Annotated in this window: 11 protein-coding genes; 7 read left to right on the top strand and 4 right to left on the bottom strand. The window is 67.1% G+C overall.

Going from position 1 to position 14,579, the window contains the following annotated elements:
- Positions 1-3 precede the first annotated feature (3 nt).
- The 4 genes from VI08_RS07315 to VI08_RS07300 all read left to right on the top strand — a co-directional run bounded on the left by VI08_RS07315 (position 4) and on the right by VI08_RS07300 (position 5,978).
- On the top strand, positions 4-780 hold the full coding sequence (locus tag VI08_RS07315; RefSeq protein WP_045828966.1) for a 3-hydroxybutyrate dehydrogenase: 777 nt from the start codon (positions 4-6) through the stop codon (positions 778-780).
- 141 nt (positions 781-921) lie between these two features.
- Positions 922-2,655 (top strand): alpha/beta fold hydrolase, encoded by a 1,734-nt coding sequence (locus tag VI08_RS07310; protein ID WP_045828884.1) that lies wholly within the window; start codon positions 922-924, stop codon positions 2,653-2,655.
- Complete coding sequence (locus tag VI08_RS07305) at positions 2,652-4,328, top strand: alpha/beta fold hydrolase (RefSeq protein WP_045828883.1); 1,677 nt, start codon at positions 2,652-2,654, stop codon at positions 4,326-4,328. The genes VI08_RS07310 and VI08_RS07305 overlap by 4 nt, the downstream gene beginning before the upstream one ends.
- Before the next feature lie 9 nt (positions 4,329-4,337).
- Positions 4,338-5,978, top strand: coding sequence for an alpha/beta hydrolase (locus tag VI08_RS07300; protein ID WP_045828882.1), 1,641 nt, complete (start codon positions 4,338-4,340; stop codon positions 5,976-5,978).
- A gap of 6 nt (positions 5,979-5,984) precedes the next feature.
- On the opposite strand, the gene VI08_RS07295 is transcribed toward VI08_RS07300, so the two are convergent.
- The 4 genes from VI08_RS07295 to VI08_RS07280 form a co-directional block, all read right to left on the bottom strand.
- Positions 5,985-7,175 carry an OprO/OprP family phosphate-selective porin gene (locus VI08_RS07295; RefSeq protein WP_045828881.1) on the bottom strand — a complete coding sequence of 397 codons (1,191 nt, stop codon included), beginning with the start codon at positions 7,173-7,175 and terminating at the stop codon, positions 5,985-5,987.
- Positions 7,176-7,286: 111 nt separating this feature from the next.
- Positions 7,287-8,699, bottom strand: a complete 1,413-nt coding sequence (gene glnA, locus VI08_RS07290; RefSeq protein ID WP_045828880.1) for a type I glutamate--ammonia ligase — start codon at positions 8,697-8,699, stop codon at positions 7,287-7,289.
- A gap of 190 nt (positions 8,700-8,889) precedes the next feature.
- The gene (locus tag VI08_RS07285; protein ID WP_157006433.1) at positions 8,890-9,525 is read right to left on the bottom strand and encodes a hypothetical protein; all 636 of its coding nucleotides are present in this window, start codon (positions 9,523-9,525) and stop codon (positions 8,890-8,892) included.
- Between the two features lie 265 nt (positions 9,526-9,790).
- Positions 9,791-10,477 carry an alpha/beta fold hydrolase gene (locus VI08_RS07280; protein WP_045828965.1) on the bottom strand — a complete coding sequence of 229 codons (687 nt, stop codon included), beginning with the start codon at positions 10,475-10,477 and terminating at the stop codon, positions 9,791-9,793.
- Positions 10,478-10,598: 121 nt separating this feature from the next.
- Between VI08_RS07280 and VI08_RS07275 the strand changes: the two genes are divergently transcribed.
- From VI08_RS07275 to acpA, 3 genes are read left to right on the top strand one after another with little or no spacing between them, the layout of a single operon-like run.
- A complete protein-coding gene (locus VI08_RS07275) occupies positions 10,599-10,943 on the top strand; it encodes a hypothetical protein (RefSeq protein WP_045828878.1) in 345 nt (114 codons plus the stop codon).
- 60 nt (positions 10,944-11,003) lie between these two features.
- On the top strand, positions 11,004-12,839 hold the full coding sequence (locus VI08_RS07270; protein ID WP_045828877.1) for a family 43 glycosylhydrolase: 1,836 nt from the start codon (positions 11,004-11,006) through the stop codon (positions 12,837-12,839).
- Between the two features lie 24 nt (positions 12,840-12,863).
- Positions 12,864-14,537, top strand: a complete 1,674-nt coding sequence (gene acpA / locus VI08_RS07265; protein ID WP_045828876.1) for an acid phosphatase — start codon at positions 12,864-12,866, stop codon at positions 14,535-14,537.
- The last annotated feature ends 42 nt before the right edge of the window (positions 14,538-14,579 follow it).

The raw sequence follows: 14,579 nt of genomic DNA, 5'->3' as shown, positions 1-14,579 counted from the left end.
GGCATGCACGACCTGGCAGGCAAGGTAGCGGTCGTGACCGGCGCGGCCAGTGGCATTGGCCGTGCCATCGCCGAGGCGTATGCGAAGGCCGGCGCCAGGGTCGCCGTCGCCGACATCGACGCCGGTAAAGCCAGCGACGCCGCGTCGGCCATGGGCCATGGTGCCATCGGCCTTGCCATGGACGTGACGGACGAGGCGCAGGTGGAAGCGGGTTTCGCGCGCGTGGCACGCGAACTCGGCCCCGTCGATATCCTCGTCAGCAACGCCGGCATCCAGATCATTTCGCCCATCGTCGATTTCACCTACGCCGACTGGCGCCGCATGCTGGCCATCCATCTCGACGGTGCGTTCCTCACCACGCGGGCCGCCATGCGGCAGATGGTCGAGGCCCGGCGCGGCGGCTCCATCATCCTCATGGGCTCGGCGCATTCGCACGTGGCCTCGAAGTTCAAGGCCCCTTACGTCACGGCCAAGCACGGCCTGCTTGGGCTCGCGCGCGTGATCGCGAAGGAAGGCGCGGCCGATGGCATCCGCGCCAACGTCATCTGCCCGGGCTTCGTGCGTACGCCACTCGTGGAAAAGCAGATCCCCGAGCAGGCGCGGGAGCTGGGCATCAGCGAGGATGCCGTGGTCCGCGACGTGATGTTGCGCGATACGGTGGACGGTGAATTCACGACGCTCGAAGACATCGCCGACACTGCGCTTTTCCTTGCCGGCTTCGGTTCGAATGCCCTCACCGGGCAGTCGCTTCTTGTAAGCCATGGGTGGCATATGGAGTAAGCGCTGCCTCACGAGTTGTAGGTGAAGCGCTACATCCTGTCGCGACGAATCTGACACCACGCCGCGCCCATCGCCGATAGGCGCGCCTTCGGTGCGTACGTAGTCTTCTGGTCCCTTGCCACGCATGAAGGACCACGCGCCATGCCCCCGTTCCCGACGCTCGCCCGCTCCGTGGGCCTGCTTGCCGTCACGCTCGCCGCACCCGTGGTAGCAGCGCAGGACGCCACGGTTTATCCCGTCCCCGCCGTCCCCGTCCGGGGCATCACCTGGGCGCCTTGCACCACCCAAAGCGTCGCCGTTTACGAAGCGCTGCTTGGTGAGCGGCTGCGCTGTGGCACGCTGCGGGCGCCACGCGACCACCACCAACCGGCCGGCGGTGACATCACGATTTCCGTGGTGCGCATCGCCGCGGCACGGCCCGATCTTCGGCGCGGCGCCTTGTTCGTGAACCCCGGCGGCCCGGGCGGCGATGCGGGTTTCTTCGCTGGCGTGCTTGCGTCCATCTGGCACAACGCCAAGCCGGGCGACCCCGTGCATGGTGAGAAGAAGCGGCTGGCCGATGAATACGACCTTGTCGCCGTCATCCCCCGCGGCATGACGGGCAGCATGCCGCTGCAATGCCCCCTCACCCTCAAGCCCGCCACGCGCCCCATCCTCATCGATCGCAGCCGGCGCAACATCGCGGCATGGGATCTCATGGCCCGCGGCTACGCGAACGCCTGCCGCGACGACCCGATGTACCCGTACGTCACCACCGCGCAAACGGTGTACGACCACGACCTGGTGCGGCGTGCCCTCGGGGAGCCCACGTTCAATTTTTACGGGGTGTCGTACGGCACGTGGCTGGGCGCGTGGTATGGCGCCACCTATCCCGGCACCGTGGGCCGCATGCTGCTGGATTCGTCCATGGACTTCACGCGCTCGGTGGAGGCGAACTACCTGCAGTCGCTGCCCGCTGCGCAGGAATCGTTCGATCGCCTCGTGGCGCGGCCCGCTGCCCATCGGCCTGCCGTGTACGGCCTCGGTGCGAACGCGACGGCCGTGGTCGGGGTGTTGCGTGGTCTCGAACCGCGCGTCAGGGACGCCTGGACGGGCCTCTTCAGCAAGCCGGAGGATCTGATGGCGGCCAACGTCCTCTCCGATTGGCTCAAGGCCGAGCCCGCGCTGGCCAGCGACCAGATGAAGGATCGCATCGCCACCCACGCGTTCGCTACCGATGCGGAGGTGAACCAGGCCGCGCGTGATGCCGCGCTGGCGTCGGTCGACGGCATCTACGCGCCGCCGGTGGTTCGCCAGGCGAAGCTTTCCAACAACTCCGCCATGCTGGTCACCGTCGGCTGCAACGATACGGCCAGCACCACGGACGCAGGGGCGTGGCAGCAGACCATCGCCGACGCCGCGCGCGACTACCCCGCCGGCAACAGCGGCGACCTCATGAACCCGTGCGTTTTCGCCCATGGGCCCAACGCGGTGAAGCCACCCATCGAACGGCTTGCGCGCGCCGGGCGCATCCTGATGGTGCAGTCGGAGTTCGACACGCTCACGCCCGTGACGGGTGCGCTGCGCACGCTCAATGCGCTACCCAATGCGAAGATGCTTGTCCTGCGTGGCTCCGACGCGCATACCGTATTCACGCTCACCGACGAGCCGTGCATCGAGAGGACAGGCGCGCGGTTTCTTCTCGACGGGCGCGCACCGACGACCCAGGTCACGGAGTGCATGGTGAACCTGCCATCGGCGCCACCGCCCGAGCGCTTCACGCAGCCGGCGCAGGTCAGCGCATGGCGGGCGCAACTGGCGCGGCAAGCGGCGGGGGCGGGCCGGCGCGCACTGCTGGCGGCATCCGCCACGGTGGCCGCGGAGGCCACGCCATGATGCGCCGCCGTATCGCGGCCACCACCGTCGCCCTTGCCGCTGCGCTGGCCGCGCGGCAGGCCGCGGCATCCACGCCGCATGACATCGCCTGGGGCACCTGCCCGGAAGCATGGGTGGGTACGCACACCGGCCTGCTCGGCAACCGCCTGCAGTGCGCCACCCTGGGCATGCCACTCGACCACGCGGCGCCGGACCACCGGCGCATCGACGTCGGCGTGGTACGCATCCGCGCGGCGGTGCCGGCGGCGCGCGAAGGCGCCATCTTCTTCAACAAAGGTGGCCCCGGCGCGCACCCCGGCAGGCTGATGCGTTCGATGGGCGAGGGCTGGACCCGTACCGACGCTGGCGACCCGCAGGATGGCGACAAGCGGCGCCTGGCCGAGCGGTTCGACCTGGTCGCGGTCATCCCGCGGGGCCTCGTCGGCAGCCATCCCATCCTCTGCCTCACGGGCATGCCGCCGCGGTATCCGTTCCTGCCGACGCACCTGGATGACGATACCTGGCAGCTGGTACGCGATGAAGCCCAGGGCATCGTCGGCGCGTGCGGCGCCCATGCCACGGCGCGCTTCGTGAATACCGAACAGCATGTGCACGACATGGAGGCCGTGCGCCGCACGCTCGGCGACGAACGGCTGCATTTCTACGGCATCTCTTACGGCGGGGCCGTGGGTGCGTGGTATGCCTCGATGTACCCCACGCACACCGGCCGGCTGCTGCTCGATTCGAGCATGGACTTCACCCACGATTACCGCGTGGCGCTGCGCCTCGCGATGGCCGCGCGGCAGGCGGCGTTCAACCGCGATGTCGCCGGGCCGGTGTTGCGGGCGCCGGCGCATTACGGGCTCGACGGCGACGCGGCGGCGGTCAGCGCACGCATCACCGGCCTCCCCGACGCCGCCCGCGAGGCGTGGGGCCACCAGCTCGATACCTCCGCGCGGCTTGCCGCGGCCTTGCACCTCGCCACCTGGCTGGGCACCGACAGCGCGGGCACCCTCGCGGCCATGCGCCGGCGCATCCGCCAGTCGACGTTCACCACCGACGCGGTGGTGGATCGGCAGATCCGCTGGCACGCGGACGACCTGGCACGCGGGTTCTTCGCCACCCCGCCCACCGAGCCCAGCTTCGTCATCAGCCCGGATGGCGACGCTGTCCGCATCCTCACGTCGTGCAACGATGCGCCATGGACCCGCACGGAAGCGGAGATGCGCGAATCGTTGGCACGGGATGTCGCGCGCTTCGTGGACATCACCGGCGACGAAACGCTGGAAGAACTCACGTGCTCACGCTGGGCCGGCCCCAGCGCGCGGGCACCTGACCTCTCGGTGCTCGAGCGCGCCGCGCCCTTCCTGCTCATCCAGTCGGAGAACGACACGAACACGCCGCTCGTGGGTGGCCAGTTCATCGTCGCGCGGTTTCCCAACGCACGCATGTTGCTGGTGCGGGATTCGAACGTGCATGGGGTGTTCAACTTCACCAATACCGGCTGTGTCGAACGCACGGCGGCACGGTACCTGCTCACCGGCTCGCTGCCGGCGTCGACATCGCGCGTGTTCGCCTGCGACGCCGTGGCGGGTGCGCCGGCCGACCAGCTACCCGGCACGCCAAGGCCGCCGGTACCCGAGCCGCAGCCCGTCGACCCGCCGGCCACGCCCGCCGCCCACGATGAGTTCTGAGGTGCAGCGATGACCCTATCCCGCTTTGCCGCGCTGGCGGCGCTGGTTCCGTTCGCGGCGTTGCAGCCCGCCGATGCCGTGGCCTCCCGTGGCGCGTTGCCCACCCTTGCATGGAAGCGATGCCCCGCATCACTCACGGGTGACTGGCCCGAGCTTGGCGACCGCCTGCGCTGCGCGACATTCGACGCGCCACTCGACCATGCCGGCGACGATGCCCGTACCATCGAGGTCGGCGTCGTACGCATCGCCGCGGCCGTGCCGGCGCGCCGCGAAGGTTCGATCTTCGTGAACATCGGTGGCCCCGGTGGCAACCCCGCGACCCTGCTGCCGGGCCTGGCCGCGTTCTTCGCCTCGGCTGACGAGCGCGATCCGGTGCATGGCGACCAGCGCCGCCTCGGCGACCGTTTCGACCTTGTCGGCGTCATTCCACGCGGGCTACGCGGGGGTTGGCAGATGCATTGCCTCGATGGGTTCGAGGCGAAGCATCGCTTCATCCCCACGCACCGCGACGATGCGAACTGGCAGCTCGTGGTGGACGACGCGCAGCGGCGTGCCACGGCATGCGCCAGCCTGCCGGAAGCGCCCCACGTCAACACGCTCGCCCACGTGCACGACATGGAGTGGGTACGCGAGGCGATCGGCGATGCACGCATCCAGTTCCTCGGCATGTCCTACGGCGGCCGCGTGGGAGCGTGGTACGCCGCCATCTACCCGCACCGGGTCGATCGCCTCGTGCTCGATTCCAGCATGGCCGTCGGCGGCCGGTATCTCGACAACGTCATCGCTTCGCTCGACGGCACCCTCGCGGGCTTCGAACGGGAGATGCTTGCGCCGGTGCTCGCATCGCCCGCGCGCTGGGGCCTTGCCGGCACGCCTGGCGAGCTCGACTGGCGTGCGCGCTCGCCGCACGCACTGGTGCGCCAGGCCTGGTACACGCGCATGTCGTCGCCGCAAGACCTCGCCGCAGGCATGGCGATCAGCCAATGGATCGAACGGGACGGCTGGCGAAGCTGGGGCGTGCTCTCGCGCAAGGTCGAGAAGACCACGTTCAGCACGGACCCAGGCGTGGCCCGGCTTATCAAGCAATCGGCACGCGCCCTCGTGAAGGCGGGGAGCGCCCTTGATCCCGACGCGGCTTACGCGCCCGCAGGCGCCGACCTGGTCGGCACGGATGGCGATGCCGTGAACCTGGCGACCCTGTGCAACGACGATGCATGGCAGGCGCAGCGCGAATGGATCCGTGCGCGCATCGATCGCGACGCGTTTACCTACCCCACGGATGACGGCGAGCATGCCGTCGAGTTGCTGGCCTGCGCGGCATGGCCCCACCACCGGGTTGACTGGCCCGACATGGCGGCCCTTGGCAAGCGTGCGGATATGCTGCTCGTGCAATCCGAACTCGACCCGGTGACGCCACTGGCCGCCGCCCGGCACACCCTGCAGCGCTTCCCCCGCGCGCGGCTGCTCCTGGCCAACGGCGCCACGCAGCATGGCCTGTTCGCGCAATCGGATACGCCCTGCGTGGAACAAGGCGCCGCCCGTTACCTGCTCGATGGCAGCCTGCCCGATGCCGGCGCCCGGGAAACCGGGTGCACCTTCCAGGCACTGCCGGACGCCTCGTCGTACGAGTACTACGATTACGACGACTGATCGCCGTCAGAACATGACCTGCGCACGCACCTCGAAAATATGCGGGTCGATGCGCAGGTCGCGGCGGTCGCTGAAGGCGCGGACGTAGTTGGCTTGCAGCTTGAGGTACCTGGTCAGGTACCAGTTGGTGGCGAACGTCCAGTCGTGTTCGTTGCCACCGCGCGTGGTGCCGTCATCGAGGTCGAGCGTGCTGTAGCGCACGAGCACCTCCACGGCGCCCCACGGGCCCTTCGGCACCACGTCGGCGACATTGCCGGCGCTGTACGGGCGCGATTCGCCCGTCAGTACCCAGCTGCCGAAGGTGTACCATCCGCGGGCCTCGAAGGCCGGCTTGTTGAGCAGCTTCACCTTCGCGTCCAGGTATTCGCCCTGCACCGACCACGGCCCATGGATCCACAGGCCTTCGACGCCGCGGCGGTCGATGTGGTTGGCTGGCGACAAGGCGCCGGAATCGATGAGGCGCTGCGTGATCAGCCCGGCTTCGGGCAGCGCGCGCAGGCGCGCCTGGGGCGGGGTGTAGCGGCCACGGCCGTCGCGCGTGCCCTTCGGGTTCTCGCGCGATACCGAGCCACCCAGGTGCAGCACGTTGCCCGGCGCGTTCATCGGCGTCCACGCGGCGCGGCCCGCCACCATGCGGCCATCGAGATCGCCCTGCAGGTTGCCACCCTGGTAATAACCGAGCTGCACCAGGTACGCCTTGCGGGCCAGCGCCCAGTCGGCACCGATGCGGCGGTTCGCGTACACGGCCTGCATGGGCAGCGAGGTCTCGAGGAACGAGGTGGTGCCCGTGCTGGTATTGCCCTCGAAGCCCACGGGCGTCTTCATGAAGCCGACGCGGAACGCGCCAGCATCCTCGCCCAGCACGGCCTTGCTCTGCAGCCGGAAGAATACGTCGAGCCAGGTTTTGGACTGGAAATCGAATACCGCGGTGGCGTCGTACACGCCCTTCTTGCGGACGAAGAAACCGAACTCCTTGCGCCGGTTGGTCTGCGCGTCCTCGTACGTGCCCTGGTCGTTGCTGAAACGGTCCACGTCGTACTGGTATTTCACCGACAGCCCAAGGTCCGTGCCATCGGCGAACACGTAGTGCGTGGGCCAGTTGGTGCGCCAGTCGTAGGTGTTGCGCGGCGCATCGGCGGCGGCCATGGCGGCGCCACTGCCAGCCAGCGCCAGCAAGGCAAGCACGGTTTGTTTCATTGGTATGACCCCTCCCATCCAAGGGGCACTATACCGACATAACTTGCGAAATTTCGCAAAAAAAAAGGGAGGGCCGAAGCCCTCCCCTCTCTCCTCACCCCGAGGAAGCGATCAGATCGCGTAGTACATCTGGAACTCGAGCGGGTGGGTGCTGGCGCGGTAGCGGGTCACTTCCTGCATCTTCAGCGCGATGTAGCCGTCGATGAAGTCGTCGGTGAACACGCCGCCGGCCTTGAGGAACTCGCGATCCTTGTCGAGCGCGGCGAGCGCTTCGTCGAGGCTGGCGCACACCTGCGGGATGTTCTTCTCTTCTTCCGGCGGCAGGTCGTAGAGATCCTTGTCGGCCGGCGCACCCGGGTCGATCTTGTTCAGGATGCCGTCCAGGCCCGCCATCATCAGCGCGGTGAACGTGAGGTAGCCCGACTGCATCGGATCGGGGAAACGCACCTCGATGCGGCGGCCCTTCGGGCTGGCCACGTACGGGATGCGGCACGACGCCGAGCGGTTGCGGGCCGAGTAGGCCAGCATCACCGGCGCCTCGAAGCCCGGCACCAGACGCTTGTAGCTGTTGGTGGTGCTGTTGGCGAATGCGTTGATGGCCTTGGCGTGCTTGAAGATGCCGCCGATGTACCACAGCGCCGTCTGCGACAGGCCGCCGTACAGGTCGCCCGCGAACAGGTTTTCGCCGTTCTTCGACAGCGACTGGTGCACGTGCATGCCCGAGCCGTTGTCGCCGACGATGGGCTTGGGCATGAAGGTGACCGTCTTGCCGGCCTGGTGGGCGACGTTCTTGATGACGTACTTCATCGTCATCAGTTCGTCGGCCTTCTTCACCAGCGTGTTGAAGCGGGTGCCGATCTCGCACTGGCCCGCGTTGGCCACTTCGTGGTGGTGCACTTCAACCACCTGGCCCAGCGACTCGAGCACCTTGCACATGTCGGCGCGCAGGTCGCCCAGGCTATCGACCGGGCTGACCGGGAAATAGCCGCCCTTCACGCCCGGGCGGTGGCCCGTGTTGGTGCCGTCGTACTTATAGCGCGACGACCAGGCGGCCTCTTCGGAATTCACTTCGTAGAACACGCGGCCCATGTCGTTCTGCCAGCGGATCGAGTCGAAGATGAAGAACTCGGGCTCCGGGCCGAAGAAGGCGGTGTCGGCGATGCCGGTGGACTTCAGGAACGCCTCGGCGCGCTTCGCGATGGAGCGCGGGTCGCGGCCATAGGCCTGCATGGTGCTCGGCTCGAGCACGTCGCAATGCAGGATCAGCTGCTTGTGGGCGCTGAACGGGTCGAGGTGGGCGGTTTCCGGATCCGGCATGAGCACCATGTCGGACTCATTGATGCCCTTCCAGCCGGAGATCGACGAACCGTCGAACATCTTGCCGTCTTCGAAGGTGCCTTCGTCGATGGCGTGGGCCGGGAAGGTGACATGGTGGTGCTTGCCGAGCATGTCGGCGAAACGCAGGTCGACGAATTCGATTTCCTCGTCCTGGATCAGGTTCAGCACTTTGGAAGCGGCGGACATGGGCAAACCTCGGAATGGGTATGGGGCGCAGGGCTTTTAGCAATCGCTATGCCAGCGGCTCCGCATCGGCGGAACGGCTCCAGAGCGAGCCTTGCCATCATAGACCCGCTAAATGACACGTGCAGATTTGCACCATACTGGTGCACGGTGATTACCGATGCACCATATCGGCCGGGAAAGCGGCGCCGCGCTACCGGGATGCCGGGTTGGTGTTGATGAAGCCTGCATCGTCGCCATTTGCCGCGGCGACGGGCCGTGGGGCCGAATCCTTGGTTGCGACGGGCGGCGGTGCCGCAGCCGACGTGGGCCCCAGCGACGCCAGAAGTGCGCGGTCAGCCTTGGTCATCGCCTGCAGCACCTGCGCTGCCTCCCAGGGTTGCTTCAAACCGGGATCGATGGGCGGCTTGGGTGAGTAGACCGTACGCTGGTGATGTACCACGCCGTCGATCTTCACGGTCATCTCGACGACGATCGGGGGGAAGTAGTTCACGATCTCACTGCCTGCGTAATAGCCGCCGTGCACCTTCGCCTCTTTGCAGTCATCGCCGGCCTTCAGCAGCAGCGCGGGCAGGAGGCCGCCCTCCATCGAGGCGACCTGGCCTTTCAGCATGCGCTTCTGGTTAAGGTAGGCAGCGTAGTGCAAGACATCGACAACATGGCCATGCCAGGGGTCGCCAGGCATCGCAGCCATCTCGTTCGCAAGCGTCGATGGCCCAGTCGGGTTGCCAGGCAGCTCGGGGAGCGTCGAGATACCGTAGTCGCAGCTGAAGATCAGCAGCGAATGCATGTCGCGCTTCTTGTCCGCCGGGGGCCGGAGGTCTTTCATCGTTGGTCCGGCCCCCACCGCGGCCGGCGGCGCCACCGCCATGCTTGGTTCACCGACGACTGGCGGGGGGCGGCCTCGTTGCTTTAGACGCACAGGCTGCCAGGAGCACCAGCAACGTCGAAACCACGGCAAGCCGCATGCCGCGCTGCCACGCGATCAACGGTCGAATCATCGGTTTTCCCCCAAGGCCCGCCACGGGCCGCGAGGCATCATCGGGTACCTGCGGCATGCCTGTATATATATCGAGCGGCGAGGATCGAGGGCGTCACCCGGATACGTCGCTGGCGAACGCACGCACGCGGGCCGCGGCCTCCACGGGGTTCGCCTGCAATATCCCGTGCGGCCCATCGACCACGGCCACTGTCGCATCGGGCTGTACCGCGGCGATGTGGCGTGATGCAGCACGCGGTACGACGATGTCGCGTGACGCGCGGATACAGAGGACTGGCACGCCAACGCGTGCCAGTTGCGCCGACACATCCACGTCGAGTGTCGCCGACAACCGCATGCGCAAGGCCGCATTGCCGATACCTGACACCGCGTCGATATAGGTTCGTTTCAGTTGCGCGGGTGCACGGTTGCCGATCAGGAAGGGCAGTGAGGCGTGCGCCCAGGCACGCGTCATGGAAACGAGCGGCAGCATCGGCGAGAGGCACCGTGCCCATGGGCGGGGGCTTCTCGCGAATGTCGCGGCCAGGACGAGGCCCAACAACCCCGGTGGCTTCCGTGCGGCCAGGAGGATCGCAAGTGGCCCGGCGAAGGATTCGCCCAGAAGAACAAAGGGCGACGACGGGAGAAGCGGTGCCAGCTCGTCCGCCAAGCGGTCGTAGCCCACCGCGCCCCGGCCTGCATAGGGCAGGACCTGTATCGGCAGGGTGTCTCCCATCGCGGCGAGGAACGGAGCGAACAGCCGGCCCGTACCGTCCATGCCGGGGATGAGCACCAGTTCCATCGTCAGCAGCCCCTTCTCCAAATCGTGTGCCGATTCTAGCCACGACGCACGGTCATTAGGCCTTCCGGCGCCGGCCACGCACCGGATATCCTCTGCCGACTCACGCGCACGCAGGGCTGCCATGCCAACGCTCGTAAAGGGAAAAGCGACGCTCGACCCGGCGGTGGTCGAGGCATGGTCGAAAATTATCGCGGAGCGCAGGCGGCGAGCACGGAAACGCTATATAGCGGCTGCGGCCGCAGCGATCGCCTGGGTCGTCTTCAGCATCATCACCCACCTGTTGCCTGGCTACCTCGCGGTCGGCCTGGTGGTCATTTGCTCGTGCGTTGCCGCTGCCGACGAATTCAACATCCCGCCCTGCCCGCATTGCGGGAAGCAAGTCACCGGCTACGCGGGTCGCCGCCAAAGCATCTACGCCGCCGAATGGTGCGAGAATTGCTACTGCTGGCTGCGCAAACCGTGGTGAGGCGGGCGTAACGCCGGTTACGCTGGCACCATCGGGCGATCGATCGACCAGGGGCCACCCATGCCGCGCCATGCCTTGCTGTTCGCCGCCCTCGCCATCGCCATCGCCATCGCGCCGGTTGCCGCGCATGCGGCGCAGCGCACTTATGCCAATCCGCTCGATATCGACTATCGCTATGCCTGGGAAGTGATGAACGACAACGTATCGTTCCGCACGGGCGCGGATCCTGTGATCGTTCGCTACGGTGATGCGTATTACCTGTTCCAGACCATGGCCGATGGTTACTGGATGTCGAAGGACCTGCTGCACTGGGACTTCGTGAAGCCCGATCACTGGCCATTCGACGGCAATGTTGCTCCAGCGACGCTCGTGGCAGATGGCAAGCTGTTCCTGATGCAGTCGGCGTTCGTGCCGAAGCCCTTGATGGTGTCGACCGATCCGGCGCACGGGACGTGGGCGTTCTGGACGCATCAACTGCCGCCGGTGCCCGGCGCGACGCGCTACGACCCCGCCGGGAAACTCGAAGTCCGCGGCCCGCTGCCGCCGGGCCCATGGGATCCAGGCCTGTTCCGCGACGACGACGACGGCAAGGTGTACCTGTACTGGGGCTCGTCCGATACCTTGCCGATCTACGGCGCGCAGCTCGACATGCGGCTGGATTCCACCGAGGGCGAAGGTAAGCGCCTCGCGTTCGCGACGCAACCGCAGGCCCTGCTCCATCTCGATCCTGCCAACCACGGCTGGGAACGCTTCGGCCCCGACCACACGATGGGCGACAAGCCGGCTTACATGGAAGGCTCGTGGATGAACAAGCGCGGCGGCCGCTACTACCTGCAGTACGGCGCGCCCGGCACCGAGTACAACGTGTATGGCACCGGCGTGTATGTCGCGGACGCGCCGCTGGGGCCCTTCACGTACGCACCCTACAACCCCGTCGGCTACAAGCCAGGCGGCTTCGCGACAGGCGCGGGCCACGGCTCCACGTTCGACGACGCGTACGGCAACACGTGGAATACCGGCACCACGTGGCTCGGCGTGAACCAGACGTTCGAGCGGCGCATCGTGATGTTCCCCGCGGGCTGGCATGCGGATGGCGAGATGTGGGTGGATACCCGCTTCGGTGATTTTCCGCAGCGCATGCCGGACCACGCGCTGCGTGAGGGCGAAAGCACGTTCACGGGATGGATGCTGCTGTCGTATCGCAAGAAGGCCACGGCGTCGTCGTCGTTACCGGATCACCCGGCCGCGCTGCTCACCGACGAGAACCCACGCACGTTCTGGGTCGCGAAGACGAACCAGGCTGGCGAAACGGTGACCGTGGACCTCGGCGGCACGCCGACCGTCCGCGCCGTGCAGGTGAACTATGCCGACTACCAGTCGGGCCGCTATGGCGACGCGCCGGATATCGTCACGCAGTTCGTGCTCGAAGGCTCCACGGACGGGAAGACGTGGACGACGATCGCCGACCTTTCCTCATCCGACCGCGACCGCCCCAACGCCTACATTGAACTCGATACGCCCGCGCGGCTTCGCTACATCCGCTATGTGCACAAGCACGTCGGCGCGAAGCATCTTGCGATCTCGGATATCCGCGTGTTCGGCAACGCGGAGGGCAAGGCGCCTGCCGCGCCGCAGGGCCTCGTGGCCGTGCGCGGCCAGGACACACGCGAGGCCACCATCCGCTGGAGCGCGGTCAAGGGCGCGGTGGGCTACAACGTGCGCTGGGGCCTCGCCGCGGATCGTCTTCACTCCACCTACCAGCGTTTTGCCGATCAGCCCACTTCGTTTACCCTGAGAAGCTTGAACAGGGGCGTTCGCTATGTCGTGGCCATCGAGGCCTTTGACGAGCACGGCGTCTCCGAACTTTCTCAAACCGTGGAGCTCCCCGCTCGATAGCTCCACGTCCCACGGTTTCAGGCGATGACAGACAAGCGCGATAACGATACGCCCGACGCCGGGCGCCGCCGCCTCCTCGGTGGCATGGCCACCACCGGCGCCATGCTGGCCCTCGGCGGCGCCGCCGAGGCCGCCACCACGGCGGCGAAGACTACCCCTGCCGCACCGACAGGTGCCGCGCTGGATGCCCTGCTCGAGAAGCACATCCAGAACGTGGTCGTTATCTACGCCGAGAACCGCAGCTTCAACAACCTGTTCGCGAACTTCCCCGGCCTGCTCGAGCCGCTGCAAGACGTGCCGCCCGAACGCTACACGCAGCGCGACCGCGATGGCAGCGTGCTGAAGGCGCTGCCGCCGATCTGGGGTGGCCTGGTGCCGCACGAGCAGATGGTGGACCACCGTACCTACAAGATCGCCGAGAAAGACATCACCGGCCTGCCCAATGCGCCGTGGGCGCTGCATACGGGTGATGGCACCCCGCTGCCGCACGGCGTGGTCACGCGCGACCTGGTGCACGCGTTCTACAACAACCAGCTGCAGATCAACGGCGGCAAGAACGATGGCTTCGTGGCGTGGGGCGACAACGGCGCGCTCACCATGGGCCATTACGCCGAAGCACCCGTGCACCTGCGCCTGTGGCGCCTGGCCGAGCAGTTCACGCTGTGCGATCGCTTCTTCATGGGCGCGTTCGGTGGCTCGTTCCTCAACCACCAGTACCTCGTGGCTGCGCAGCCGCCGTTCTACCCCGATGCGGACAAGAGCCCGGCGCAGTTCGGCATCGCGGTGACCGAGAGCGGCAGCGCCACCGACCATCGCCTGAAGATGGACGAGAAATCCCCGAAGAGCGCGATGCAGGGCAAGCCCAAGTTCGCCCACCACAACCAGCTCACGCCCGATTTCTACGCGGTGAACACCATGGGCCCGCCGTATTCGCCGGGCTTCAATGTCGACCACAAGAACCCGGCGCTGGCCGATGCCACCAGCCCCAACACGCTGGTGCCGCAGACCCACAAGCACATCGGCGACGTGCTCTCGGCGAAAAACGTGGATTGGGCGTGGTACGGCGGCGGCTTCCAGGCCGCGCTGGATGGCAAGGGCGACAGCGACGACGGCACGTTCCCGTCCACCCCGAACTTCCAGCCACACCACCAGCCGCTGAACTACTACGTCACCCTCGCGCCCGGCACGCCCGCGCGCGAGAAGCACCTGCGCGACGGCGGCCTGGGTGAATCGCCGAAGACGAACCGGTTCCTTGCCGATGCCGTGGCGGGCAAACTGCCCACCGTGGCGTACTACAAACCGCAGGGCGACCTGAACATGCACGCCGGCTATTCCGACGTGGAAGCAGGCGACCGCCACATCGGCGCCATCGTGCACCAGCTGCGGCAGAGCCCGCAGTGGAAGAACATGCTGGTGGTCATCACCTTCGACGAAAACGGCGGCTGGTGGGACCACGTCGCGCCGCCGAAGGGCGACCGCTGGGGCCCGGGTACGCGTATCCCTGCATTGGTCGTGTCGCCGTTCGCAAAGAAAGGCCACGTGGAGCACACCATCTACGACACGGGTTCCATCTCACGCTTCCTCACGCGCCGCTTCAAGCTCGAGAAGCTTGCGGGCCTGCAGATGCGTGACGATGCGATGGTGAAGGCCGGCGGGCCGGCACCCGGCGACCTGACCGAAACGCTGACGTTCACCTGATCCGACCGCTTGTTGGACTCCCTGTGGGAGCGCGCTTGCGCG

The organism is Luteibacter yeojuensis (genome assembly GCF_000964085.1).
Lineage (GTDB): Bacteria > Pseudomonadota > Gammaproteobacteria > Xanthomonadales > Rhodanobacteraceae > Luteibacter > Luteibacter yeojuensis_A.
Note: the sequence above shows the minus strand (reverse complement) of the source record. Positions and strands in the feature narration are given on the sequence as shown.